23 protein-coding genes and 2 pseudogenes are annotated in these 23,163 nt (G+C 71.8%); 12 read left to right on the forward strand and 13 right to left on the reverse strand.

Features of this window, described 5'->3' with window-relative positions:
• Nucleotides 1–8: 8 nt before the first annotated feature.
• On the forward strand, nucleotides 9–1,502 hold the full coding sequence (locus UXQ13_RS09185) for a hypothetical protein (protein WP_336392219.1): 1,494 nt from the start codon (nucleotides 9–11) through the stop codon (nucleotides 1,500–1,502).
• Nucleotides 1,503–1,515: 13 nt separating this feature from the next.
• On the forward strand, nucleotides 1,516–2,544 hold the full coding sequence (locus UXQ13_RS09190) for a sigma-70 family RNA polymerase sigma factor (RefSeq protein ID WP_225232424.1): 1,029 nt from the start codon (nucleotides 1,516–1,518) through the stop codon (nucleotides 2,542–2,544).
• Nucleotides 2,545–2,569: 25 nt separating this feature from the next.
• On the opposite strand, the gene UXQ13_RS09195 is transcribed toward UXQ13_RS09190, so the two are convergent.
• The 3 genes from UXQ13_RS09195 to UXQ13_RS09205 all read right to left on the reverse strand — a co-directional run bounded on the left by UXQ13_RS09195 (nucleotide 2,570) and on the right by UXQ13_RS09205 (nucleotide 6,491).
• Nucleotides 2,570–3,457 (reverse strand): cytochrome c oxidase assembly protein, encoded by an 888-nt coding sequence (locus UXQ13_RS09195; RefSeq protein WP_225232423.1) that lies wholly within the window; start codon nucleotides 3,455–3,457, stop codon nucleotides 2,570–2,572.
• Between the two features lie 291 nt (nucleotides 3,458–3,748).
• Nucleotides 3,749–5,287, reverse strand: coding sequence for an apolipoprotein N-acyltransferase (lnt, locus tag UXQ13_RS09200; protein ID WP_225232422.1), 1,539 nt, complete (start codon nucleotides 5,285–5,287; stop codon nucleotides 3,749–3,751).
• Nucleotides 5,288–5,753: 466 nt separating this feature from the next.
• Nucleotides 5,754–6,491, reverse strand: coding sequence for a ZIP family metal transporter (locus UXQ13_RS09205; RefSeq protein ID WP_225232421.1), 738 nt, complete (start codon nucleotides 6,489–6,491; stop codon nucleotides 5,754–5,756).
• A gap of 229 nt (nucleotides 6,492–6,720) precedes the next feature.
• On the opposite strand from UXQ13_RS09205, the gene UXQ13_RS09210 reads away from it, so the two are divergent.
• The 5 genes from UXQ13_RS09210 (at nucleotide 6,721) to UXQ13_RS09230 (ending at nucleotide 10,300) form a co-directional block, all read left to right on the forward strand.
• Nucleotides 6,721–7,062, forward strand: coding sequence for an ArsR/SmtB family transcription factor (locus UXQ13_RS09210; protein ID WP_318249960.1), 342 nt, complete (start codon nucleotides 6,721–6,723; stop codon nucleotides 7,060–7,062).
• A complete protein-coding gene (locus UXQ13_RS09215; protein WP_225232420.1) occupies nucleotides 7,059–8,024 on the forward strand; it encodes a cation diffusion facilitator family transporter in 966 nt (321 codons plus the stop codon). Before UXQ13_RS09210 ends, UXQ13_RS09215 begins: the two co-directional genes overlap by 4 nt.
• Before the next feature lie 721 nt (nucleotides 8,025–8,745).
• The gene (locus UXQ13_RS09220; RefSeq protein WP_225232419.1) at nucleotides 8,746–9,369 is read left to right on the forward strand and encodes a M23 family metallopeptidase; all 624 of its coding nucleotides are present in this window, start codon (nucleotides 8,746–8,748) and stop codon (nucleotides 9,367–9,369) included.
• The gene (locus tag UXQ13_RS09225; protein WP_225232418.1) at nucleotides 9,366–9,617 is read left to right on the forward strand and encodes a hypothetical protein; all 252 of its coding nucleotides are present in this window, start codon (nucleotides 9,366–9,368) and stop codon (nucleotides 9,615–9,617) included. Before UXQ13_RS09220 ends, UXQ13_RS09225 begins: the two co-directional genes overlap by 4 nt.
• A gap of 8 nt (nucleotides 9,618–9,625) precedes the next feature.
• Nucleotides 9,626–10,300, forward strand: a complete 675-nt coding sequence (locus UXQ13_RS09230; RefSeq protein WP_225232417.1) for a class I SAM-dependent methyltransferase — start codon at nucleotides 9,626–9,628, stop codon at nucleotides 10,298–10,300.
• 242 nt (nucleotides 10,301–10,542) lie between these two features.
• Here the strand turns inward: UXQ13_RS09230 and UXQ13_RS09235 are convergent, their stop codons facing one another.
• Nucleotides 10,543–11,193 (reverse strand): TlpA family protein disulfide reductase, encoded by a 651-nt coding sequence (locus tag UXQ13_RS09235; RefSeq protein ID WP_225232416.1) that lies wholly within the window; start codon nucleotides 11,191–11,193, stop codon nucleotides 10,543–10,545.
• A gap of 401 nt (nucleotides 11,194–11,594) precedes the next feature.
• On the opposite strand from UXQ13_RS09235, the gene UXQ13_RS09240 reads away from it, so the two are divergent.
• Both UXQ13_RS09240 and UXQ13_RS09245 read left to right on the forward strand, forming a co-directional pair.
• On the forward strand, nucleotides 11,595–12,914 hold the full coding sequence (locus UXQ13_RS09240; protein WP_225232415.1) for a multicopper oxidase family protein: 1,320 nt from the start codon (nucleotides 11,595–11,597) through the stop codon (nucleotides 12,912–12,914).
• Between the two features lie 363 nt (nucleotides 12,915–13,277).
• A complete protein-coding gene (locus tag UXQ13_RS09245) occupies nucleotides 13,278–14,519 on the forward strand; it encodes a prolipoprotein diacylglyceryl transferase (protein WP_336392220.1) in 1,242 nt (413 codons plus the stop codon).
• Between the two features lie 14 nt (nucleotides 14,520–14,533).
• On the opposite strand, the gene UXQ13_RS09250 is transcribed toward UXQ13_RS09245, so the two are convergent.
• The gene (locus tag UXQ13_RS09250) at nucleotides 14,534–14,947 is read right to left on the reverse strand and encodes a rhodanese-like domain-containing protein (protein ID WP_225232413.1); all 414 of its coding nucleotides are present in this window, start codon (nucleotides 14,945–14,947) and stop codon (nucleotides 14,534–14,536) included.
• Nucleotides 14,948–15,074: 127 nt separating this feature from the next.
• On the opposite strand from UXQ13_RS09250, the pseudogene UXQ13_RS09255 reads away from it, so the two are divergent.
• From UXQ13_RS09255 to UXQ13_RS09265, 3 genes and pseudogenes are all read left to right on the forward strand, one after another.
• Nucleotides 15,075–15,287, forward strand: a pseudogene (locus UXQ13_RS09255) (HAMP domain-containing protein); the annotation flags it as partial.
• Nucleotides 15,194–15,475, forward strand: a pseudogene (locus UXQ13_RS09260) (histidine kinase dimerization/phospho-acceptor domain-containing protein); the annotation flags it as partial. The pseudogenes UXQ13_RS09255 and UXQ13_RS09260, both read left to right, overlap by 94 nt.
• 105 nt (nucleotides 15,476–15,580) lie before the next feature.
• The gene (locus UXQ13_RS09265; RefSeq protein ID WP_225236123.1) at nucleotides 15,581–16,528 is read left to right on the forward strand and encodes a sensor histidine kinase; all 948 of its coding nucleotides are present in this window, start codon (nucleotides 15,581–15,583) and stop codon (nucleotides 16,526–16,528) included.
• Nucleotides 16,529–16,535: 7 nt separating this feature from the next.
• On the opposite strand, the gene UXQ13_RS09270 is transcribed toward UXQ13_RS09265, so the two are convergent.
• From UXQ13_RS09270 to UXQ13_RS09305, 8 genes are all read right to left on the reverse strand, one after another.
• Nucleotides 16,536–17,117 carry a TlpA family protein disulfide reductase gene (locus UXQ13_RS09270; protein WP_225232412.1) on the reverse strand — a complete coding sequence of 194 codons (582 nt, stop codon included), beginning with the start codon at nucleotides 17,115–17,117 and terminating at the stop codon, nucleotides 16,536–16,538.
• Between the two features lie 50 nt (nucleotides 17,118–17,167).
• Nucleotides 17,168–17,986, reverse strand: a complete 819-nt coding sequence (locus tag UXQ13_RS09275) for a tetratricopeptide repeat protein (protein ID WP_336392221.1) — start codon at nucleotides 17,984–17,986, stop codon at nucleotides 17,168–17,170.
• A complete protein-coding gene (locus tag UXQ13_RS09280; RefSeq protein WP_225232410.1) occupies nucleotides 17,983–18,435 on the reverse strand; it encodes a cytochrome c-type biogenesis protein in 453 nt (150 codons plus the stop codon). The genes UXQ13_RS09275 and UXQ13_RS09280 overlap by 4 nt, the downstream gene beginning before the upstream one ends.
• A gap of 19 nt (nucleotides 18,436–18,454) precedes the next feature.
• A complete protein-coding gene (locus UXQ13_RS09285; RefSeq protein WP_225232409.1) occupies nucleotides 18,455–20,269 on the reverse strand; it encodes a heme lyase CcmF/NrfE family subunit in 1,815 nt (604 codons plus the stop codon).
• Between the two features lie 164 nt (nucleotides 20,270–20,433).
• Nucleotides 20,434–20,841, reverse strand: a complete 408-nt coding sequence (locus tag UXQ13_RS09290; RefSeq protein ID WP_458179833.1) for a cytochrome c maturation protein CcmE — start codon at nucleotides 20,839–20,841, stop codon at nucleotides 20,434–20,436.
• A 135-nt stretch (nucleotides 20,842–20,976) separates the two neighbouring features.
• Nucleotides 20,977–21,711, reverse strand: a complete 735-nt coding sequence (ccsA, locus tag UXQ13_RS09295; RefSeq protein WP_225232407.1) for a cytochrome c biogenesis protein CcsA — start codon at nucleotides 21,709–21,711, stop codon at nucleotides 20,977–20,979.
• Nucleotides 21,708–22,397 (reverse strand): heme exporter protein CcmB, encoded by a 690-nt coding sequence (locus UXQ13_RS09300; RefSeq protein ID WP_225232406.1) that lies wholly within the window; start codon nucleotides 22,395–22,397, stop codon nucleotides 21,708–21,710. The genes ccsA and UXQ13_RS09300 overlap by 4 nt, the downstream gene beginning before the upstream one ends.
• Entirely contained in the window at nucleotides 22,394–23,131 is a 738-nt protein-coding gene (locus tag UXQ13_RS09305) for an ABC transporter ATP-binding protein (protein WP_225232405.1), read from the reverse strand. Before UXQ13_RS09305 ends, UXQ13_RS09300 begins: the two co-directional genes overlap by 4 nt.
• Nucleotides 23,132–23,163: the final 32 nt, after the last annotated feature.

A 23,163-nucleotide genomic window follows, 5' to 3' on the forward strand; every position in this document is an offset into this window, starting at 1 on the left:
GAAGGTCCATGCGCTCCGCCCCCGTCCCCGTCCTCGCGCTCGCCGGGCTGCTCGTGCTCTCGGCCTGCTCCGGCTCCGACGGGGGGTCCGACCCGGCTGCGGCCGAACCGGCGGCCGGGCAGCCGGTGACCAGCACGCCGGGCGCCGCGGTCACGATGGTCGCCGACACCGACCCGGTGGCCGCCGCGATCTCCACCAGCCGGGCGCTGTACGAGTCCTCCCCGGTGGCCGTGGTCGCCCCCGACGAGGACCCGCTGCCGGGCGACGCCGTGGACGCCGCGCAGGAGCTGGGGGTCCCGCTGCTGCTGGTGGGCGAGGACCCCGCCGCGGTGCGGGACGAGCTGGACCGGCTGGGCGCCGACCAGGTGGTGCTGGCCGACGGCGCCGGCGTCGCCGACGGCGAGCTGGGCGACCGGGACGTCGTCGACGTCGGCGGGGAACTGCCCGAGGTGGCGGCGCCCGAGGCGCTGGCCGACGTCGTCGTCCTGGACAGCGGTGCCCCCGAGGCGGCCGCCGGTGCGGTGACCGCCCGCGCGGCCGGTGCCACCGTCGTCGACACCGCCGGGCAGACCGACCCCCGAGCCTCCGCCGACGTCGTGACCGCCCTGGACGGCGCGGCGCCGGCCGCCGTGCTGGCGCTGGGCGCGGCGTTCGCCGGCGTGCAGGGGCTGGACTGGAAGACCGCGACCGCCGCGTCGGGCACGCAGCTGCCCGGCGGGGGCCAGCTGCTGTTCCCCGAGCACTTCCTGGTGGCCATGTACGGGTCGCCCGAGGGCCCGGCGCTGGGCGTCCTGGGCGAGCAGGGCCTGGACGAGTCGATCGCCCGGGCCGGCGAGTTCGCCGCCCCCTACGACGCGCTGCTGCCGGACAAGACCGTCGTCCCCACGTTCGAGATCATCGTGACGGTGGCCTCGGCGTCGGCAGGACCGGACGGCAACTACTCGACCGAGACGGACCCGGCGGCCCTGCGGCCCTACGTGGAGGCCGCCGGCGCCGCCGGGCTCTACGTGATCCTCGACCTGCAGCCCGGGCGGACCGACTTCCTCACCCAGGCGCAGCAGTACCAGTCGTTGCTCGAGCTGCCCTACGTCGGGCTGGCGCTGGACCCGGAGTGGCGGCTGCAGCCCGACGAGACCCACCTGAACCAGATCGGGTCGGTCGGCGTCGACGAGGTCAACTCGGTCGTCACCTGGCTGGCCGACCTGACCCGGGCGAACGCGCTGCCGCAGAAGCTGCTGGTGCTGCACCAGTTCCAGCTGCGGATGATCACCGACCGCGAGCGGCTGGACACCTCCCGCGAGGAGCTGGCGATCATGGTGCACGTGGACGGGCAGGGCAGCCAGCCCGCGAAGCAGGGGACGTGGAACGCCCTTCACCAAGGGGCCCCTTCTCCGATCTACTGGGGCTGGAAGAACTTCATCGACGAGGACGAGCCGATGCTCACCCCCGAGCAGACCGTCGCGCAGGCCCTCCCGTTGCCGGAGCTCGTCACCTACCAGTGAGCTGAGGACCGCCATGACCGAGCTGCTCGAACCCACCGCCGTGCTCGATGCCACCGCCGTGCCCGCGCCCGTCGGCCGGGACGAGCTCGAGGCCCGGATGGCCGAGCACCGGCGGGAGCTGACCGGCTACTGCTACCGGATGCTGGGCTCCTCGTTCGACGCCGAGGACGCCGTGCAGGACACGATGGTCCGGGCGTGGCGCTCGCTGGACAAGCTGCAGGGCCCGGGGGCGCTGCGCTCGTGGCTCTACCGGATCGCGACCAACGTCTGCCTGGACCTGCTCGACGGCCGCAAGCGCCGGGCCCTGCCGGTGGACATGTCCGACGAGCCCTACGCGCCGGTCGAGGCCTCGCTGGCGCAGACCCTGCCCGACGGCGCGTGGGTGGAGCCGGCCCTGACCGGGACGGTGCTCGGCGGGGACCCGGCCGACGCCGCCGTCCTGAAGGACTCCGTACGGCTGGCGTTCGTGGCCGCGCTGCAGGTGCTCCCGCCGCGGCAGCGGGCGGTGCTGGTGCTGCGGGAGGTACTGCGCTGGCGGGCCGAGGAGGTGGCCGGCCTGCTGGACACCACCACGGCCGCGGTGAACAGCGCCCTGCAGCGGGCCCGGGCCACGCTGGCCGGCCACGACGGCAAGGCCCGCCCCGGCGAGGTCGACGCCGACCAGGCCGAGCTCCTCGCCGCCTACGTCGACGCGTTCCAGCGCTACGACATGGCTGCGTTCGTCAAGCTGCTGCACGACGACGCCGTCCAGGACATGCCGCCGTTCGCCATGTGGCTGCGCTCGGCCGAGGACGTCGTCGCCTGGATGGTCGGGCCGGGCTCGGGCTGCCGGGGGTCGGTGCTGATGCCGGTGGAGCTCAACGGGTCGACGGCGTTCGCGCAGTGGAAGCCCGACGGCTCCGGTGGCTGGGCGCCCTTCGCCCTCCAGGCACTGGAGGTGCACGACGGGAAGATCAGCCGGATCACGTCGTTCCTGGACACCGGCCTGTTCGACCTCTTCGGCCTGCCCCCGACCCCGCCGGCAGAGCTGCTCCGCGGATGATGCCCGCCCACCGGTCGGCCGTGCTTCAGCGCGGGTGCGAGCGAGCGAGCTCGGCCAGACGGGCGTTGTAGGCCTCCAGGTCGGCCTCCACACGACGGTCGGCAGTGGGGCTCCGACGGTCTTCCGAGCTGGCCCACTGCCAGAAGACGATCGTGAACGCCAGGATGGTGGGCACCTCCCCGAAGCCCCAGACGACGTTGCCCGCCGCCAGCTGGTCGGTCATCACGTCGATGTCCCAGTCCGCCGGAGGGGAGGCGAAGGCGTGCACCAGCGGCCTGCTGGCCATCATGACGATGACCGCGAAGAACGCGTGGAGCGGTCCCGGGGCAGCGAGCTCCACCAGCCGCATCGGGAACGACGCCCGGTGCGGCCACGGTCCGATGGCGAACGTGCCGCCGAAGGCGATCAACCCGCTGGACAGGAAGAACACGAGCATGACGAGGTTGCCCTGCCACGTGCGCATGAGCACGTCGAAGAGCTCGGTGAAGTAGATGCCGTACAGGCTCCCGATGAACAGGGCGGTGGAGACAGCTGGGTTCGCGATGACCCGGGCCGCCCGGCTGCGCAGGGTCCGCAGCAGCACCGCTCGCAGGAAGACCGCCCGACCTCGGCGGGGGAGCGCCCGCACCGCCAGGCTCACCGGTCCGCCCAGCATGATCAGCGCCGCCGACAGCACACCCAGCACCATCTTCTGCACCATGTGCACCGAGAACAGCGCCATCGCATAGCCCGCCATCTGCGTGGCGGTCACCAGCCAGACGGTCCCGATGCCGGTGACGAAGCTCGCCGTGCGGTACCAGGCCCACCGCATCCCGCGGCGCCGCAACGTCCACACCCCGAGGAGGTAGGCGACGAGGGCCACGAGGGCGATCGCCGGGAGGACCGACGTCCGGTCCAGGTGCGGTGTCAGCATCCGGGCCAGCGTCGGTGCGGCCTCCGGCATCCACATCAGACGGCCCCGGAGCAGGTCGGACGGTGGTGCTGATGCCGACCACGCCGTCCGTGGTGCGCAGCAGCGTCGGTCGTCCCGGTCGGCCGGGCGGTCCCTCCCGCGTCGCCGTGGCTCAGCGGCGCCGCTGGCACCGCAGGGATGAGGTGGACCAGGTAGATCCGCTCCAGGTCTCTCCTATGCACGATAGGAGCTTAGGCGACCGCCCCGGCCAGCGGCGTCCCCGGACGGCCAGCTCGCCGGGCAACGGCACACTCATGGTCGCCCGCGCCGCGGTCGCCGCGGCAGCCAGCGCACGGCCGGTCCGACCAGGAGCGCCGCGGCGACGGCGAGCAGGACCGGGAGGTCGCCGGTCCGGGCGTAGGGGGTCAGGCCGGTGCGCAGCGGGACGGCGCCGGTGAGGAGTTCCGGTGTCCCGAGCCCTCCCTGCGCGACGACCCTCCCGTCGGGCAGCACGATCGCGGTGTAACCGGTCGGTGCCGCCTGCAGGACCGTGCGGTCCAGCTCCCGGGCCCGCATCCGGGCAGCGGCAACCTCGGTCGCGGGTACCTCCTCCGTCGTGTACGAGGCAGCGTTGGTCGGGACCAGCAGGAGCTGGCCGCCGGCGGTGACGGCGGCGCGGGCGCGGTCGGAGAAGAAGACCTCGTAGGAGATGACCACCCCCAGCGCCCCCGCCGGGGTGGCCAGCGATCCGGGACCCCTGCCCGGGATCGCGTCCCGCGGGACGAGCGCGGTCATCTCGGAGATGAGCTCGAACAGACCACGTGCCGGGATGTACTCCCCGAAGGGCACCCGGTGCACCTTCTCGTAGCGGTCGACGATGCGGCCGTCGGGTCCCCAGGCGACGGCCGCGTTGCGGAAGGTCGTCTCCCCGGACTCGGTGACACCGGCGACGACGGTGGCGCCGGTGCGCCGGGCGAGCGCCGCGACCCGGTCGGCCTCGGCCGTGCCGGCCACCGGACCGGTCACCAGGATGCTGCTCTCCGGCCAGAGCACGAGATCGAGGCCGGCGGGCAGCTCCTCGCTGACGTCGAACAACCGCTCGGTCACAGCCTGCTCGTCGGACTGGACAGCAGGGACGCCGCGGGGTCCCCCGCCCTGCACGAGGGCGACCTGCAGGTGGCCCGCGGCTGCGTCGTCCGGCGCTGCGAGCGCGACGGCGGACGCGCTGAGCGCCACCAGTGCCGCGACCAGCACCAGTGCGCGGGCGCGTTGGTGGGCCACGGCGAGGCCGGTCGCAGCAGCACCCGCGCCGATGGCGAGCCCGACGACGAGGAGGGATCCGCCGAGAGGTGCGGCCGCCGCCAAGGGGCCGTCCACCTGGCCCAGGGCCGTCCCCGGGAGGGGGAAGCCGCCGAAGGGAAAACGGGCCCGCACGCTCTCCAGCGCCACGAACGCCGCCGGGACCGTCCACCAGCGCCCCCGGCCGGGATCCACCACCAGCATCGCCGCGGCGAAGAGGGCAACCTCGAGCACGAGGACGGCCGCGAAGCCGGCCGGGTGGAAGTCGGTGAGCCAGGACAGCGTCGGCGCGAAGAAGGCCACCCCGGCCACCATCCCCAGGAGCAACCGCTGTCGCCATGGCCGGCCGAGCAGCGCCCAGGTGAGGGCAGCGGCGCCCAGCGGCGCCAGGTACCACGCCGACCGAGGCGGCATGCTGCCCGCCAGCAGTGCTCCGGCGGCCAGTCCCGCGGACAGCTGCTGCCAGCCGGGCAGCCATCGACCACGTCGTCCGTCGGCCGCCGTGGCCTCGCGCTGCGCGGCGGGGGACGGCGCGGGCTCGTCGCGGGTCACGACGCAGCGCCGACGGAGCGCCGGGATGCGACCTCGCCGGGCCGCGCGTCGGCCGGTACCGGGACCCGGTGGGAGTCGGGCCGGCCGACCGCCGCGACACCGCAGACCGGCGCACGTGCCCGAACCGGGTCCGGCACCCCCGCCGCCGCGTCTGCGGGAGCGGTGACGCCCGTCGACCTCGGGCGCCTGGGAGACGTCGGTGCGGTGCGGGCCGGCCGGGTGGGGGACACGCCCCAGCCTAGGAGACGGGCGCCGTGGCCGGGGACGGGGCTGCGCCCGGACTCGTCGCCACGCCGAGGTCCATGCCCCGGTGACGGTGTGGGGCGCACGAGTCGGCGGGGTCGGCGGCGCTGCGGGGGTGCACCCCGCGACCCGTCCTCGCCCGGGTGACCGAGCAGTCGGCCGAGATGACCGCTGCCGCGACCTGCACCGCCCGTGCGCCCCGACGGACCCGGCGACGTGGGTGTCAGGCCAGGGTCTCCAGGCCGTAGAGGGCGATGAAGCCCACGAAGAACATGGTCGTCATCAGTGCGGTCTCCCGGCCGCTCTCGTGCGCCTCCACGAGCAGTTCCTCGACCACCAGCCACAGGAGCGCCGCGGCGGCGAACGCCAGGACCAGAGCCTGTGCTCCGTCCGACGCCCCGTCCAGCAGCACGGCTCCGGCGACCGCGCCGACCGCCACCCCCAGGGACAGGGCCGACGTGGTCGCCGCTGCGCGCACGCGACCCACACCGGCCCGGGTGAGCTGAGAGGTGACGGCCAGCCCGAGGAAGAGGACCTCCAGGGTGAGAGCGACCGTGAGGACCAGCCCAGCGCCCTGGCCGAGCGTCACGCCGACCCCGACGAGCAGACCGTCCACGAGCAGGTCGATGCCGACGACGACCACGAGACCGGTGGGGAACGCCGCGCGGCCGCCGCCGCCGGGTGCCGGCTGGTCCGCAGGCTCGAGGCGCTGCACGAGCAGCAGGAGTGCCACCCCGGCGGCGAAGCCCAGGACGGTGATGCCGTAGCCGCCGCGCTCGCGCAGGTCGGGGAGCACCTCGCCGGCGACAGCAGCGAGCACCACGCCGGCGGCGAAGTGCTGGATGACGCTGGTCGCGCGTCGACCCGGGGGGCGCAGGACAGCCAGTACCGCTCCCGCGACCGTGGCCAGCACCGGGAACAGCACCAGGAAGCCAGCTTGTTGCAGTGCGCCACTCTCCACGCCCGGACCATGCCGCATCGCCGGCAGGTGCGCCCGGCGGACGGGTGGAACCGCTGACCGAGGGACCCCGGACGACGGGCTGGCGGTGACGTGTGACCCCTGGCGCTTGACAACTCGGCTGTCCTCGGCGAACTCTGCACATATGAGCAGTCGTTCACAAGTGGCCCCCGCGAGGGCGAGCCTCCATCCAGGTGGCAGCGATCACGTCCACGAACGGGACACCGACCGGGTGGAGGCCGTCCGGGCCGACCTGCCCGATGCCGAGGCGGTCGAGGAACTGGGGGCCACCTTCGGCCTGCTCGCCGACGCCAGCCGGCTGCGGCTGCTGATCGCCTTGCTGGACGGCGAGATGTGCGTGTGCGATCTCGCGGACGCGTGCGGGCAGAGCGAATCCGGGGTGTCGCACGCGCTGCGGCTGCTGCGGGCCCACCGGGTCGTGGCGGTGCGCCGGAGCGGCCGGCGGGCCTTCTACCGGCTGGCCGACGCCCACGTCCGGATGCTGCTGGACCTGGCCCTCGCCCACCATGCCCACGCCACCCCGCTGGGCACCATCGACGGAGACGCACGATGAGCCGCACGGACGACGCCGCAGACCACGCCCACGACGACGGGGACGAGCACGACAGCGGTGGGGGGCATTCGCACGGGCCGCGGATCGGCAGTGCCGGAGCCGAGCACCAGCGGCCCCTGGCGATCGCCTTCGGGCTCACCGCGACCTACGCCCTGGTAGAGGTCGTCGGTGGCGTCCTCAGTGGCTCGCTCGCGCTGATCAGCGATGCGGCCCACATGGGCACCGACACGTTGGGTCTCGGGCTGGCGTTGGCAGCGATCCAGCTGGCCAAGCGGCCGGCTGCCGGAGGCCGCACGTACGGCACCTACCGGCTGGAGGTGCTGGCGGCGGTCATCAACGGACTGTTGCTGTTCGGCGTCGCCTTCTACGTGCTCTTCGAGGCGTATCGCCGGTTCCAGGAGCCGTCGGAGGTTCTGGGGGTGCCGATGCTCATCGTGGCGGCCGTCGGACTGATCGTGAACCTCATCTCCTTCCGGCTGCTCATGGCCGGGTCCAAGGAAAGCCTCAACCTGAAGGGCGCCTACCTCGAGGTGATGGCCGACATGCTCGGCTCCGTCGGTGTCATCGTCGGTGCCATCGTCATCGCCGTGACCGGCTTCCGCCAGGTCGACACCATCGTCGGCGTCGCCATCGGACTGTTCATCCTGCCGCGGACCTGGCAACTGATGCGCCAGGCCCTGCGCATCCTGATGGAGGTCGCCCCGCCCGGGGTGGACGTCGACGCCGCCACCAGGGAACTGGCGGGTGTGCCCGGGGTCAAGGAGGTCCACGACCTGCACATATGGACGCTGACCAGCGGGATGGAAGCGGCCACCGTGCACATCGTGGTCGACGACCGCGGCGTCGACTGGCACGGCATCCTCGACCGGACCCGGTCGATCCTCATGGAGAAGTACGGGGTCACCCACCCGACCATCCAGTTGGAGCCGGAGGAGCACGTCGAGCAACCGGCGGGCTTCTGATGGTCCAGCAGGCGCTGGCGGGGGTGCCGTGGCGGGTGTCGTGGGTGTCGAGCAGGCGCACCGTCACCGGCGGCGCAGCCATTGCCGGGGTGACGTGATCGACTGACGCCGCGTGGGCGGTCGCCAGCCCACCCGATGGGTGCCCGCGACTTCGGGCACCGTCCGGCCGGAGCGCGCAACCGTGCGATCCAGCTCGGTGCGCCGCCGCACCGCGAGCCGGCGCAGGCCGGGATCGCAGGCGCCGACTTGATGGACGTCGCCCGACCGCGCGCGAACTCGGTGCAGCGCTAGCAGAGCTTGTGCTGCACCACAGACAGTTCGGCCTTCTCGCACAGGGATCGGCTGGCCGTCGTCGATTCCGAGGGAAACCGCCTCGGCCTCGTGCTCTGCGGCGGAGCTACATCGTGTCGATCCCCCACGTGGGGCGTCATCGCACAATGATCATTGAAGCGGGAACGGTCGACCTGTGGACGTCGGGGGTGTCGGCGTGGGGGGCGGGCCGCCGGGTCACCGGGCAATAGGGCCCTGTCGCCAGCGTGTCGAGGTCCTCCACTGCTCGATGGCCCTAAGCTCCTACCCGTCGTAGTAGCGGAAGGGTCGCGTTGAGGGCTGAACAGCCGAGCAGGTACAGCTGATGAGCGCTGGTCACCGAGCAGCCTCCATGCCGGCCACTTCGATGACCGCCTACGGACGGCGACCGCCCGCACGTCGTCCGGCTGCCTTGCTCGCCGCCCTCGTCCTTGGGGGAGCGGTAGCCACTCAAGTCTTCACGCCCCCTGACACAGCTGGGGGCAGCTCGTTCGCCGAGAGCCAGGACGTCGCTGTCTCCTTCGCGGAGGGGCCCGACGCGGGTACCGATCTGCTCGCCCAGGCCCAGATCACTCTTGAGCAGGCACGCCTGCGGCTGGAAGAGGTGGCAGCCAGCCGGCGCACCCGCGAAGAGCTCGAACGGTCGGCCGCGGTCATGCCCTTCCTCGGGGTGGTGACCAGTGCATACGGATCCCGTTGGGGAACAATGCACGCGGGCATGGACATCGCCGCACCCATGTTCACCCAGGAGGTGGCAGCCGCGGACGGAGTGGTGCTCCGGGCTGGGCCCGCAACGGGTTTCGGGCTCGCGGTCTACATCCAGCACGAGAATGGAGATGTGACCGTCTATCGGCACATGGACTCCGTCCAGGTGGCAACCGGGGATGTCGTCTCCGCGGGAGACCCGATCGCGCTCGTCGGGAACCGTGGTCAGTCCACCGGGCCGCACCTGCATGTTGAGCTACAGCAGGGCGGGATGAATGGTCCGCGGATGGATCCCGTCCGATGGTTGGCCGAGCGCGGCGTCAGCGTGTGACGACGGCTTCGGAGAAGAGCGAGGACGAGACCGTCGCGATGTCCTCCATCTTCATGGCCGGCTACGCACCGACCGACGGTACCGTCGTCGGGCTCAGCCTTGCGCTGCATGCCGTCCAGGTGGGGCCGCTCGTCGACGGCATCCCGCACATCCAGGCCGGCAGCGGCCCGCGCACCGTCCAGCCGGAGCTCACCTCCGTGGCGCGCACCGAGGATGCAGTCACCGTAGGAGTTGCTGGTCGACCGTGACGGGATCCATGGCGAACGGACCGGGGGCGTACACCGACGACGGCTGCGCCGTCGAGGTGTATCGCCGGCTCCCGGTCGGTGAAGACCTCCACGTCATCCACCTCGTCGCAGGGGAAGGTGCCACCATCCTCGACCTCGGGGCCGGTGCAGGACGGCTCGCCGATCCGTTGAGTCTTCTGGGGCACCGCGTCGTCGCAGTCGATGACTCCGCCGAGATGCTGACCCACGTCACCCATGCCAGGACGGTTCGAAGCCGCATCGAGCACCTTGATCTCCCGACGACCTTCGACGTCGTGGTGCTGGCCAGTCACCTGATCAACAATCCCTGCGAACGACGTCGACACCAGTTGCTCCTCACCGTCGCACGCCACCTCGCCGCGGGCGGGCGAGCTCTGGTCCAGTGGCACCCGCCCGTCTGGTTCGACTCCCTCAGCGCGGGGGATGTGTGGGACGAAGCCCTCGGTGACATGAACATCCAGGTTGCGGTGTCCGCCGTGCGCGAGGACGGCGCCCTGCTGGATGCGGTCGTCAGATATGTCTTCCGCGGCACAGCCTGGACGCACGGCTTCACCACACGGAGAATCTTGCTGCGGGACCTTCAGCTCGAGGCTCGAGCCGCCGGACTCGCCATTCATCCACCTGACGACCCAGCTGTCACCTGGTTGCTGGCCACCATCAGCTGACCCTCGGTCGTTCAGGTAGTCCATCTGTGTCGTACTGGCGGTGCACGCCGAGGCTCGCCTGATCGTCTTCGCCCGCACCCTCACCCGGTGGTCGGCCGGTTGGCCCCAGGCGCACTGTCCCGTCCCTGGTTCCACGTCTCCATCACATTCGGGTCGGCACATGCTGCCCAGGGTGGGCGCCCGTCCTCGGCGGTCGTGGCAGTCGCCTGCGGGAGACGCGCAGGTAGGACCGCCGACCGCGGTCACGGTGGGGAGGTGGCGGCATCCGTCACCAGCAGGGAGATCATCTCCTCGAGGCGCTCGGCCGATGCCTGACCGACCTGCCGGTCCAGGATCCGCCCATCGGCCGCGACGGCCAAGGTCACCGGCAGGCCGGGCACGCCAAGCTCGTTCAGCAGTCTCTTGTCCCGGTCGACGACGTGCGCGTAGGTCACGTCGAGGTCGGCGAGCAGTGAGGCCGCGGCCGACGGTGTGTCCTCCGTGTTCACGCCGAGGACGCCGACCCGGCTGCCGTAGCGTTCGTACACGTCCTGCAGCAGGGGCATCTCCTCCCGGCAGGGCGAACACCAGCTGGCCCACAGGTTGACCAGGACCGGCCGGTCGCCGAGGTCGTCGAGTGCGACGTCCCCGCCGGGCACCAGGCACGGCAAGGTCAGGGTTGGGAGCGTGTTCCCCCTTGGCGCTCCCTGGCCGTCGGCGGCGAAGGAATCGCACCCGGCCACGTCGCCGGGGACGGCGACCGCGGTGGGCTCGGTGTTGCCCGACGACGGCGCGGCAGCGCCGCAGCCGCTCAGGGCCAGGACGGCCACCAGCACGCCGGCCGAACGGCGTAACCGGGTTCCTGTGGCGCAGCGCGACGTCATCCGGCCTCCACAACTGGTGGTGTCGTCCATCGGTCCACCTCGCGCCCCCGGCCAGCCTACGAAGCCGGGCGGACACATCCCACGGTGGACGCCATGAGGACCAACTACGACACAACGTACTATTTGTCGTAGTATATAACTCTGCACGCGGCGGAGCGTCCGATCGGTGGGAGCGGCGGCTCCTGCGGACTCCCACTGAGCAAGGGAAGGAAGGCATGTCGCACCCGACTGGCCGGTGGAGTTCTGCCGCAACCGGAGTGAGCCGGCGGCGCTTCCTCCAACTCGGCGGTGCCGGTGCCATCGCACTGGGAGGCGGCCTTGCGGGCGTGCGGCTCTTGGGCGACGGCCCACGAGCGGTCGTGTCGCCAGTGGGTCCGTCGTCGGCCGCAGTCGCTGAGGCGGAGGCGGCCCGCGCGACCACCGGGCAGGTCGTGCGTCGCACGCTGCGGGCTGCGCCCGCGACCGTGGACCTCGGCGGGGCCACCGTGCAGACGTGGGCGTACGACGGCACGGTGCCGGGTCAGGAGATCCGCGCCAAGGTCGGTGACGAGCTGCGGGTCAGGCTCATCAATGACCTGCCCGAACCCACCACCGTCCATTGGCACGGCCTCGCGCTGCGCAACGACATGGACGGCGTCCCCGAGGTGACGCAACCGGTGGTGGCGCCCGGAGAAACCTTCGAGTACCGCTTCGTCCTGCCGCACCCCGGCAGCTATTTCTTCCACCCGCACGTCGGTGTCCAGCTCGACAGGGGGCTGCAGGCTCCGCTGATCATCGAGGACCCGACGGAGCCGGGCGACTACGACGAGGAGGTCGTCCTCGTCCTCGATGACTGGACCGACGGACTGGGCCCCGGCCCGGACGATGTCCTGGCCGGGCTGCGGCGCACGGGCATGAGCATGGGCGGCATGTCCATGGGCGGCATGGCGGTCGACCCGGCGAACCCGCTGGGGGACGACACCGGCGACGTCGCCTACCCCGGACATCTGATCAACGGTCGCCTGGCTTCAGCGCCGTTCACCGTCGCATCGGCTCCCGGGCGGCGCGTCCGGTTCCGCATGGTCAACTCCGCAGGGGACACCGCCTACCGGTTCGCCATCGGCGGCCACCGTATGACCGTTACGCACTCCGACGGGTTTCCGGTTCGCCCCGTCGAGGTCGACACGTTGATCATCGGTATGGGGGAGCGGTACGACGTCGTCGTCACGGCCGGCGACGGTGCGTTCCCGATCGTGGCGGTTCCCGAGGGCAAGGACGACGCCGCCGGCTTCGCCGTCCTGCGGACGGCGTCCGGCGACGCGCCAACAGCTGACACGCGCCCGGCCGAACTGGGCGGCGGGCTGCTGAGCTACGCCGACCTCGCACCGACCGAGGGAGTGACCCTGCCGGCCCGGCGCCCGGACCGGACCGTGGAGCTGCTGCTCGAGATGGCGGATGGCGGACGGCGCTGGCTGATCAACGGCAAGGCGTTCCCGGACCACGATCCGCTGGACATCCGAGCCGGGGAGCGGGTGCGGCTGGTGATGAGCAACCAGTCGATGATGTTCCACCCCATGCACCTGCACGGGCACACCTTCGCCGTGGCCGACCGCGCCGGCCGCGGGCTGCGCAAGGACACGATCAACGTGCTGCCCGGTCAGAAGCTCTCGGTTGATTTCGAGGCCGACAACCCGGGCCAGTGGCTGGTCCACTGCCACAACGTCTACCACGGCGAACTGGGGATGATGACCGTCGTCTCCTACGTCGCGTGAGCACGAGTAGTCCCTTCCGTCTTCTCCTGACCGCTGCTACCGAAGGTGACTCCGATGTCGGCGAAGTCCTCGCGCAACAAGAAGCGCACCCCTTCAAGGAAGGGCGGCGCATCGGCGATGGGCGCTCCTCCCGCGGGGGACGGAGGCCTTGTGCACGGGGTGCATGGCCAGGCCGCACCAGCTAGGAGCAGCGACCCGGCCACCCAGGCGCCGGCAGGCGCTGCCTCTCCGCTGAGCGCGTTCCGGCCACCGATACCGATGCCGCCGTCCCGGGCCTTTCCTCCGTCGCGGACGGCGGCGGGGTCCCTCAGAGTGCAGCCGGGTACCGGGCGGGGGGCCGCCCCCCGGCCCGCTGCCGCACCGGTGGCGAAGGCGCCCGCTCCGCCGCGCGCGGGCGTGCCGTCGCCCGTCGCAGCTCCCGCCGGAGGGACGGAACCGGGGGGTGGGACGGCCGTTGCAACCGCGCCGTCCTTGGCTCCGGCTCGCCCACCTTTCCTGGCCGGGGACATGCCAGATGGTCCGGTCCAGGTCATGTCGTGGAACTGCTCCCAGGTCGAGGGCATGGAGCCGCAGGGCCTGGGAATGACGTACTGGTTCGACGCCGCACCGGCGGGCGACGCGTATCCGGTGAGTGTCCGCTTCACGGGACGCCGGGTGTCCGGTGAAGGGAATGGAGGAGGAAAGACCACCTTCGAAACCGTGCGGACGATCCAGCGAGTTGTACCCGGTAGCGGCCGGGTGGCGCTGACCAGCCGGGTCCCCGAACTCTCCGCGGGGACGTGGGAAGTCACCGCCACGCCGGTCGTGCTGACGGGCGCGGACGGGTCGCCGGCCCAGCCGCCCCCACCGATCCCGATGCCCCAGGGGTCGTCCTCCGGGGCGACGGCCTTCCTGCCCGTGGTGAACGTCCGTGCACCCGGTGTCCGGATCGGCGCGTGGCCCGCTCTCGTCGGCCTGGGCTTCGTGGCCGCCGTGATCCTCCAGTGGGTCCTGGGGGTGCAGCGGGACCTCCCCGTCGGCCGCATCCTGCTCGTGTCCTTGCTGGCGGGTCTCGTGGGGCTGGTGGGCGCCAAGGTCTACTACCTGCAGACACACCGTGCGGAGAAGAAGCGGACCTTGACCGCCGGCATGTCGGTGCAGGGATTCGTCATGGCTGCGGTCTCCGTCCTCGTGCTGGCCGGATGGGTGGCGGGCATCGCGGTGGGTGCCATGCTCGACGTCACCGCACCGGGTCTCCTGCTCGGGATGACCATCGGCCGGCTGGGCTGCTTCTTCGGCGGCTGCTGCGTCGGACTGCCGACCGCGTCGCGGTGGGGGATCTGGTCCTCCGACCGGGGGGTCGGCGTACGCCGGGTCCCGGTGCAGCTGTTCGAGTCCGCCATGGCGGGCACCGTCGCCACTCTGACCCTGCTCGCCGTGCTCCTGCTGGACCCGGCCGTCGACGGACTGCTCTTCCTCGCCGGGCTGTCGGCCTACACACTCGGCCGCCAGGTGCTGTTCCCGCTCCGGGTTGTCCCGCGGAAGACGGCGAACGGCCGGGTCATCACCGCGATGGTCACCGGGCTGGTGCTGGTGGCGTCGGTCGTCGGCCTGCTGGTCAGTTGAAGCGAGGGATGGACTCAGCCGGCGGCCGGGAGCAGCACCCGGCCGCCGGCGGCCCAGGCGCCCATCCCGCCGTGCAGCTCGACGACGTCGGTGTATCCGAGGTCCCGCAGGTCGGCGGCCGCCTGCGCGCTCATGCGGCCGCTCTCGCAGTACACCGCCAGCGGGGCGCCCAGGTCCTGCGGCAGCTCCGCGGATCGGCGACGGACCTCGTCGAACGGGATGGCGACGTCCGTACCCGCGATCGAGCCCTCGTCCGGCACGTGCACATTGATGACCAGCACGTCGTCATCGGCGAGGACGGTGGCGAAGTCCGCTGGCCGCAGTGATATGACCGTCGCGGCGTCCGCCGCTGCAGCCGAATCGGATCCGGCGGTCGTGGTGGACGGCTCGACCCCGGCGCAGGCCGCGGTCGCCAGGCCGATCGCCACGACCGTCACGGAGAACGGGGGCGGCTGGTCCTGCGGGACCTGACCCCGAGGTACGTCGTCGAAGGCGGGGCAACCTTCACATGTTCGTCACCGCCGGCATGCGGAGTGGCCGTCGTACACCACCTTGGTGGACACCACTCCCGAGGGCAGCATCCCGGTGGCCGACCAGCAGTTCCGTACCGGCGTGAACCGGCTGCTGCTTGCCGGGGGCGTGGTGGTCGCCGTGGTGGCCTCCACACTCGGACTGTGGCTCGCCGGCCGGGTCACCCGGCCGGTGGAGGAGCTGACCGCCGCCGCTCGGGATCTGCGTGCTGGCAACCGCGACCGCCGTGCCGCGATCACCGGGCGGGACGAGGTGGCCCAGCTGGGCCAGGCCTTCGACGAGCTCGCCGAGTCCGCCCACGGCAGGAGGCGCTCCGGCAGTCTTTCGCCGCGGACGTCGCCCACGAACTGCGGACGCCGGTCGCGATTCTGCGCAGCCAGCTTGAAGCCGTCCAGGACGGCGTCCTGGACCTCACCCCGGCGCTCGTCGCCTCCCTGCACGAGGAGAGCCTGTGCCTGGGCCACCTCGTCGCGGATCTCGAGACGTCGACCACCGCGGAGGCGGTGTCGTTCTCCCCGGAGCGGGCGCCCGTGGACGTCGCCGACGTCGTCCGGTCGGTCGTGCGCGGCCTCGGGCCGCGCCTCACCGACGCGGGGCCGGCTCTGGGTCTGCGGCTGGCCCCCGCGCCGGTGTGCGGCGACCCGACCAGGTTGGCGCAGGTGGGCACCAACCTGCTGACCAACGCGGTGAAGTTCATCCCGGTGGGTGGTCGCGTGGCGGTCACCACCGACGTCGTCGCCGACTCGGTGCGGCTGACCGACGGGGACGGCGTCCCCGGAATCTCGGACGGCGAGCTGCCCCGCGTCTTCGACCGGTACTTCCGCGGCAGGGGTTCGGCCGCCAACGATGGTGCCGTCGAGGCCGCCAACGCCTGTTGGGGGGGCGCCCCGGTCGGGTCGCCCGGACGCGCCGTCGAGGACGATGCCGCCACGGTGCCGCGCGGATCGAGGGAAGCGGGCACGAGGGCGCAGCGGCACGGACCGCTCTCCTGGGTCGCGGTCCTGCTTGCCGGCTCGGTGTGCATCGCGGTGGTGGTCGCCGTCGAGTCGGTCGCGCGGGTTCCCGACAGCGGACATGCGGCCCTAGACGAGTGGGTGCCCTGGCTGCTGCCGGCCGCTCGGTTGGCCGGCGACCTGGCCGCCGCGGGCGACCTGGCCGGCTGTGCCGTGGGGCGAGTCCGCGGTTCTCCTGCTGCCGGTCCTCCTGGTGGAGGTCCTCAACACGGACTTCTCGCAGGTCTCGTTCCTCGCGCTGGTGGCCGTCGTCGGGCACACTGCGTTCGGTGCGTGGTGGCACCGCCGCCGGGCCCTTGGGCGCCCGAATCCGGGCAAGCCGGCGCCTTCTGGCGAATCGCGGCGATCGAGCTCCTCGTGTTCGCGATCACCCTCGGGCGGGCCGTGGGGTTGTCCCGGACGCCGGCGCCCGTCCACGCGCCGACCGAGGTCGAGTCGAGCCTGCCCGTACCTAGTGCCCGCTGACCGACGCTCAGCCGATCGGATCCTGCCCGGGGCCCGGTTGGACCGTTCCCCCTGTCGACGAGCGGGGCTCGCGTCCGGCGAGAATAGCGTCCAGCACCTCGGCCAGCAGCTGGCTGTCCATCTCGCCGGTGATCTTGGCGACGATCGTCCCGGTGCGGTCGATGAAGAACGTCTCCGGTACGCCGTAGACGCCGAACTCGAGGGCCGCCCGAGAGCCGGGGTCCGCGACGTACCGATATCCCTCGCCGCGGCCCAGCTCGTCGAGGAACGCCACGGCGGATTCTCGCCGGTCCTGGAAGTCGACGCCGACGAAGGTGACCCCGGCATCTGCGTAGGCATCGTTGGCGGCAACGAGGACCGGGTGTTCGTTGCGACAGGGCACGCACCAGGAGGCCCAGAAGTTGACGACGACGATCTGGCCGCGCAGCTCGGACAAGGACACCGCACCGGACCCCTCGAGGTCGGGGAGGGTCAGATCCGCGGCGGCCCGACCGATCAACGGGCTGTCCACCAGGGTCGGGTCCTGCTGGATGCGGCTGCCCAGCACTGCGGCCACGCCGATCACCAGAGCGACGACGGACAGGGCCACGAGCCGAACCCTCCGCCAAGAATCTTGCTGGCGGGAGAGTGGGGGTGGCGTCATCCGCTACCGGCCTGGGCGCGGGCCTCGGCGATCAATGTCTCCACCTGACTCCGGGTTGCCGGCTCGATGTCGGTCCGCTGCTGGAGCTGCTCGAGCACGGTGAGCGCACCGGCCGGATCGGACAGGCCGTAGAGCGCGATGTTGGCCCTGAACCAGAGAGCCTCCACCGCCCGCGGGTCCTGGGCGAGTGCCCGGTCGACGTACTCCAAGGCCTGATCCGGCTCGCCGGCCTGCATCAGCAGCCATCCGTAGTGTGACTGCGCCTCGACGTTGCGGGGCTCGCGATCCAGTGCGACCAGGTAATGGCGGGCGGCAGCGAGGTAGTCGCCCTCGTCGAGGTAGCGATGAGCCAGTGCCAAGCGCATGTCGAGCACGTCGGGATTCTGCGCGACGACGTCCTCCATCTCCTCGTTGGTGACCGTGGACAGGTCCCGCGGGGCGGTGTCCTCATCAGCGCCAGATGCGACCGGGCCGAGTGCCTCGTTGCCGCTCACGGTCCCGCCGGTCGGCCGCTCCCCGAGATAGACGGGGAGCAGCACGACCGCAGCGAACAGCGCGACGGCGACGGCGAGGCCGTACGCAACCAACCGCCCCCGCCGGGACGACCGGTCGGTCACCGAGGTGGCGCCCACCTCGTCGGGCGTCGGGGCGGCCAGCAGGGCGAGTGCCCTGGCTGCGGTCCGCTCGTAGGTCTGCCGCAACCCGTCGGCGACATCGGCAGGGAGTTCACCGTCGCGGACCTGCCGCTCCAGGTCGAGCAGATCGCGCAATGCCTGATCCCGCCCTTGTTCCAGGCGCAACCGGTCGACCGTCACAGTCGGTCCTCCTCCTCGGCGGTGGCTCGCATTCCGGCGACGGCCTCGGTGACCCGCTGCCGGTCGGCGTCGTCCAGCTGCCCCTGCTCGTCCGCAGGTCGTCGGCGGGTGAGGACCACCACGCCCGCGACCGCCGCGACCCCCAGTGGGATCAACCACAGCAACAGTGTGTCACCGCCCGCCGGCGGGTCGAGGAGGATCCAGTCGCCGTAGCGCGCGGTGAAGTACGCGACGATCTCTTGATCAGAGCGCCCAGCATCGACCTGCTCGCTGACGGTGGCCCGCATGGCCACGGCCGTGTCCGACATGGACTCGGCGATGGACACCGACTTGCAGACCGGGCAGCGCAGTCGCTGCTCTAGCTCGTACGCCCGGTCGGGGGGCTGACCGCTCCCGAACACCAGGCCGGCCACCACGACACCGAGGAGAGCGACGATCGCGCCCAGCACACCTGCGCGCTGAAACAGCTCACGCATGTCCGTCAGCCCCCACCGGGCCGCTCACTGTGGACGTCGTCTCGGCGGGCCGGCGACGGCGTCCCCCGAGCGCCCACAGTCCACCGGCGGCCATGAGCACGCCCCCGGCCCACAACCAGGACATGAGCGGGTACTCGTACACGTTGACCGCGACCGAGTCCGGTTCGAGGTTCGACAGCGCCACGTAGATGTCGCCGCTGGGCCGGTTCCACACCGACGGTGCGCCGATCGCCTGCGGCTGGTTGTCGAACGCGGTCAGCCGTGGGGTGGCGACGTAGTCGACCCGGTCACCGGTGCGGAAGACCAGGTGCGCGTCGGTGATCAGGCGATCTGCCTCGCGGTGCTCCTCCGTCTTGTCGAAGGTGACCGAGTAGCCGTCGAACTCGAGCGAACCCCCGAGGTCGAGGTTCTCCGAGGCCCGGGTCGCCAGGCCGCCGGAGACGGCGATGGCCAGGGCGACCACCGCCACGCCGAGATGGGCCAGCTGACCGCCCCAGTAGGCGCGCTGACCACGCAGCAGGTGCAGCGCCGCCCGCGGCGTGGCGCTGGGCAGGGTGACGACGAACTGCCGGACGGCGGCTGCGGCGATGGTCACCGCGAGAAGCACCACGGCGACCACGCCGACGGAACGGACGCCGGCCACCACAACCGCCGCGGCCGCGGTGCTACCTGCGAGCAACGGGATCCGCAGCCTGTTCCACAGGAGCGCCCCGGTGGCCCTGCGGTAGGGCATGAAGGGGCCAGCTCCCATGGCCAGCAAGAGGGCGAAGGACAGCGGTACGGCCATCCGGTCGAAGAATGGCCGGCCGACCGAGACCTGGCTGCCGACGATGGCCTCGACCAGGATCGGGTACACGGTGCCCAGCAGCACCACGAAGGCGAACAGGCTCAGGAGGAGGTTGTTCACCAGGAACGCGCCCTCGCGGCTGACCAGGGACTCCGGGCGGGACATCGAGGCAATCCGCTCGCCGCGCAGGGCGAACAGCGTGAATCCGACGACCAGGACCAGCACGAAGAAGCCGAGCAGCGCCGGGCCGATCGGTGACTGGGAGAAGCTGTGCACGGATACGACCACGGAGGAGCGGGTGAGGAAAGTGCCCAAGATGGTCAGCGAGAAGGTGGCCAGCACCAGGACGAAGTTCCAGGCCTGCAGCATGCCACGCTTGATCTGGACGACCGCGGAGTGGATGAACGCCGTCGCGACGAGCCAGGGGATGAGCGCAGCGTTCTCCACCGGGTCCCAGGCCCAGTAGCCGCCCCAGCCCAGCACCTCGTAGGACCACCACGCGCCCAGGACCAGGCCTGCGGTGAGCGAGGTCCAGGCGACGAGGTTGGCCCTCCGGGTGCGGCGCAACCAGTCGACGCCCCCCTGCCGCAGGAGCAGCGCCGACATCGCGAACGCGAAGGGCACCGTGAAGCCCACGTAGCCGAGGTAGAGCATCGGCGGGTGGAAGGCCACCATCACGTGGTCCTGGAGCAGCGGGTTGCCACCGGCGCCGTCGGTCGGGGGGACCGCCTCGAGGCCGAAGGGGTTGGCGACGGTCGCCACGAGGCCGAAGAAGAAGACCCCGACCACACCCATGACGGCCAGCGCACCGGTCCCGAGCCGGTCGTCGGTCGTGCGGACCTGTCGTAGCACGACGGCGGTGTAGCCCGCCAGGATCAGGGCCCAGAGGACGATGCTGCCCTCCAGGGCCGACCAGGCCCCCGTGATGCTGTACAGCACGTTGGTGGCCCGGGAGTGGTTCTCGGCGACGTAGGTGATGCCGAAGTCATCGGTCAGCAGGGCGACCTCCAGCGCTGCCATGGACAGCACGGCGCCGCCCACCACGCACTGGACGGCCGCCTTCAGGTGACCGCGGTCGACGGATTCCGGTCGCCGCTGAGCGCGTAGGCCGAGAACGGCCAGGACGAGCGACGACACGGCACCGAGAGCCGCCCCGCTCCAGCCGGCCGCCGCAAGGATCACGGTCACGGGGCGCTCCCAGGGGCAGGTGTCGGGTCTGCATCGGGTGCCCGGTAGTTCTCGTCGTGCTTGACGATCATGGTGTCGGCATCGAAGGTTTCGCCGTTCCACGAGCCTTCCAGGACGACCCCGATCCCCGGCCGGAACAGCTGGGCGGGGGAGCCCTCGTAGGCCACCGGCACCGCGGCGGCGCCGGGCTCGGTGCCCGAGACGACGATGAAGCGGAGCCCGTCGGGGGTCGACTCGACGCTGTCCTGCTGGACCAGGCCTCCGATCTGGAAGCGGCGGTCGTCGGCGAAGTCCGCCCTCTGCGCCAGCGCCTCATCCGGGGTCAGGAAATACACGAGGTTGCCGTTGATGTTGCCGACGAACAGCACGCCGAGAAGGACGACAGCCATGCCGAGCACGGCCACCGCGGCGAGCCGATAGCGCCTCACCGCAACTGCCCGATGCCGCGGCGGACGGTTGCGGTGCGGTGGCGCAACGTCAGCAGATACCCACCCATGGCTCCGTAGGTGATGCCGAAGCCCAGAGCGACCCACGCCCACTCAGACATCAGGTTCAGTCCTTCTTCCGTAGTCGGGAGCCGTCACGGCCGCCCCGGCCAGATCGGCCGTGGCAGCATCCTGGGCGGCCGCAAGGGCCTCCTCGTCGGCTGCAAGTCGGATGCGGGACCGCAGCAGGACGGCGTAGACCGCCGTGAATGCCAGGACGTTGAGCACGAGGGCGGCGAGCATCCAGTGGTCGATGCTCGGGTCGCCGGGCCTGAGCACGGTGGGCGGCTGGTGCAGGGCACGCCACCAGATCACCGACATGTGGACGACGGGCACCTGTCCGAAGGCCAGGACGCCGAAGACGGCGGCGCGCCGGGCACGCACGGTCGGATCGAGCGTGGCCCGGCGCAGGGCCAGGTAACCCAGGTAGACGAAGAACATCAGCGCCGTCGTCACCAGTCGGGGGTCCCAGGTCCACCACACGCCCCACACCGGCTTGCCCCACACCGATCCCAGCACGATGGTGAGGCCGGTGAAGAAGACGCCGACCTCCGCGCTGGCCGCCGCCAGCCGGTCCAGCCGGGCCTTTCGCTTCCACAGCCAGCCGACGCTCGCGCCGAAGGTGATCGCGAAGCTGAGGTAGGCCAGCCAGGCGGCGGGGACGTGCACGTACATCAGCCGCTGCAGGTTGCCCTGCAACTGGTCCGGTGGCGCGGTGAGCGCCACGGCCAGACCGGTGGCCATGGCCAGGACGGCCACCGTGCTCAGGTGTCGCGAGAGCGGTCTCACGAGCCCTCCTCCAAGGATCGGGCGGACAGGACGACGGCAAGGGCGGCGACGAGGTCGACCAGCAACAGCAGCGCGAGCCAGTTCCAGGGGGGCCTGCCGTAACGGGTGGCCTCGGCGGTCTGGGTGGCCGCGAGCAGGAGCGGAAGAGCGAGCGGGACGACGAGGAGCGGGCCCAGCGTCGTGCGGCCGGCCAGGCCCTGGGTCAGTGCGCCGGCCAGGGTGCCGAGGACCGCGAGGCCGATGGCGACGAGCGGCAGGACCAGTACCAGCCACGGCCAGTTGTTCAGCGGCGGGTCGTAGACGATGACCGCCACCGGCAACACGGCCAGTTCGAAGGCGAGCAGGAGGACGGCGTTGGCCCCTGCACGCCCGAGCAGTTGGACGGCGGGATGGATGCCGGTGAGCCGGAGCAGCTCGACCTGCTGCGGCGCATCCACGGCGCTCTGCCGGAGCGTGATCAGCACACCGAAGAGCAGGACCACTGCCCAATACATGCCGGACCCGACCGAACGCAGCATCGGCACATCGGTGCCGACGGCCAGGGGAACCAGCAGCAGAGCGACCCCCCCGAAGGGCGCAGTCACCAGCAGCGCCTCGCCGGCCCGGACCTCCAGCCGCAGATCCTTCCGGGTCAGCTCGAGGGCCTGCAGGAGGGGACGCGGCGCCTCGGTTCGTGGAGAGATCACCGGTGCGCCTCGTTCACGGCGGCTGCGGACCGATCAATGGGACGCAGGCCCCCGTTCTCGAGCTCGACGATCCGGTCCACGGCCCCGGCAAGCCGGTCCCGTTCGTGCGATACGACGACCGCACCGCCGCCTCGGGCCCGTACCGCGTCGACGACGACCTCCACGAGCCCGGCGGACGCGCGGTCGAGGCCGGCATGGGCCTCGTCGAGGAGAAGCAGGCGGGGGCAGGTGATCAGGACCCTTGCCAGCTCTGCCCGGCGGAGCATCCCGTGCGAGCAGCGCTCTGCGGCGCGGTCCGCCGCGCGGCCCAGTCCTACGGTTGCCAATGCTGCCTCGGCGGCCCCGACGTCGCGGCCGGTGAGCCGGCAGTAGAAGGCCAGGTTCTCGCCGAGGGTGAGACGGGGGTACAGCGCCGGGGTGTGGCCGATCAGCGCGATGCCGGGGCGGATTCCCTCGACGTCGCGGGTACCGAGTCGGGCGCCGAGGACCCAGCCCGCACCCCCGAGCGGGGGGAGCAGCGTGGCCAAGATCCGCAGGAGGGTGCTCTTGCCCGAGCCGTTGGCCCCGATCAGGCCCACGGCTTCGCCGGGCGCCACGGTCATCGTCAGGTCCCGGAGCACGCGTGACCGCTGCACAGTGACCGACAGCCCGGCCAGGTGGGCGACGGCGGACGACGATCCGCCCGACGACGGCACGTCACTCCGGGAGATGAAGGGCGATCGGGGCTCAGGCACGATCCAGCTCTCTGACGGCCGAGGTTGGGGAC

Source organism: Klenkia terrae (assembly GCF_037083865.1).
In the GTDB taxonomy this organism is placed as follows: Bacteria; Actinomycetota; Actinomycetes; order Mycobacteriales; family Geodermatophilaceae; genus Klenkia; species Klenkia terrae.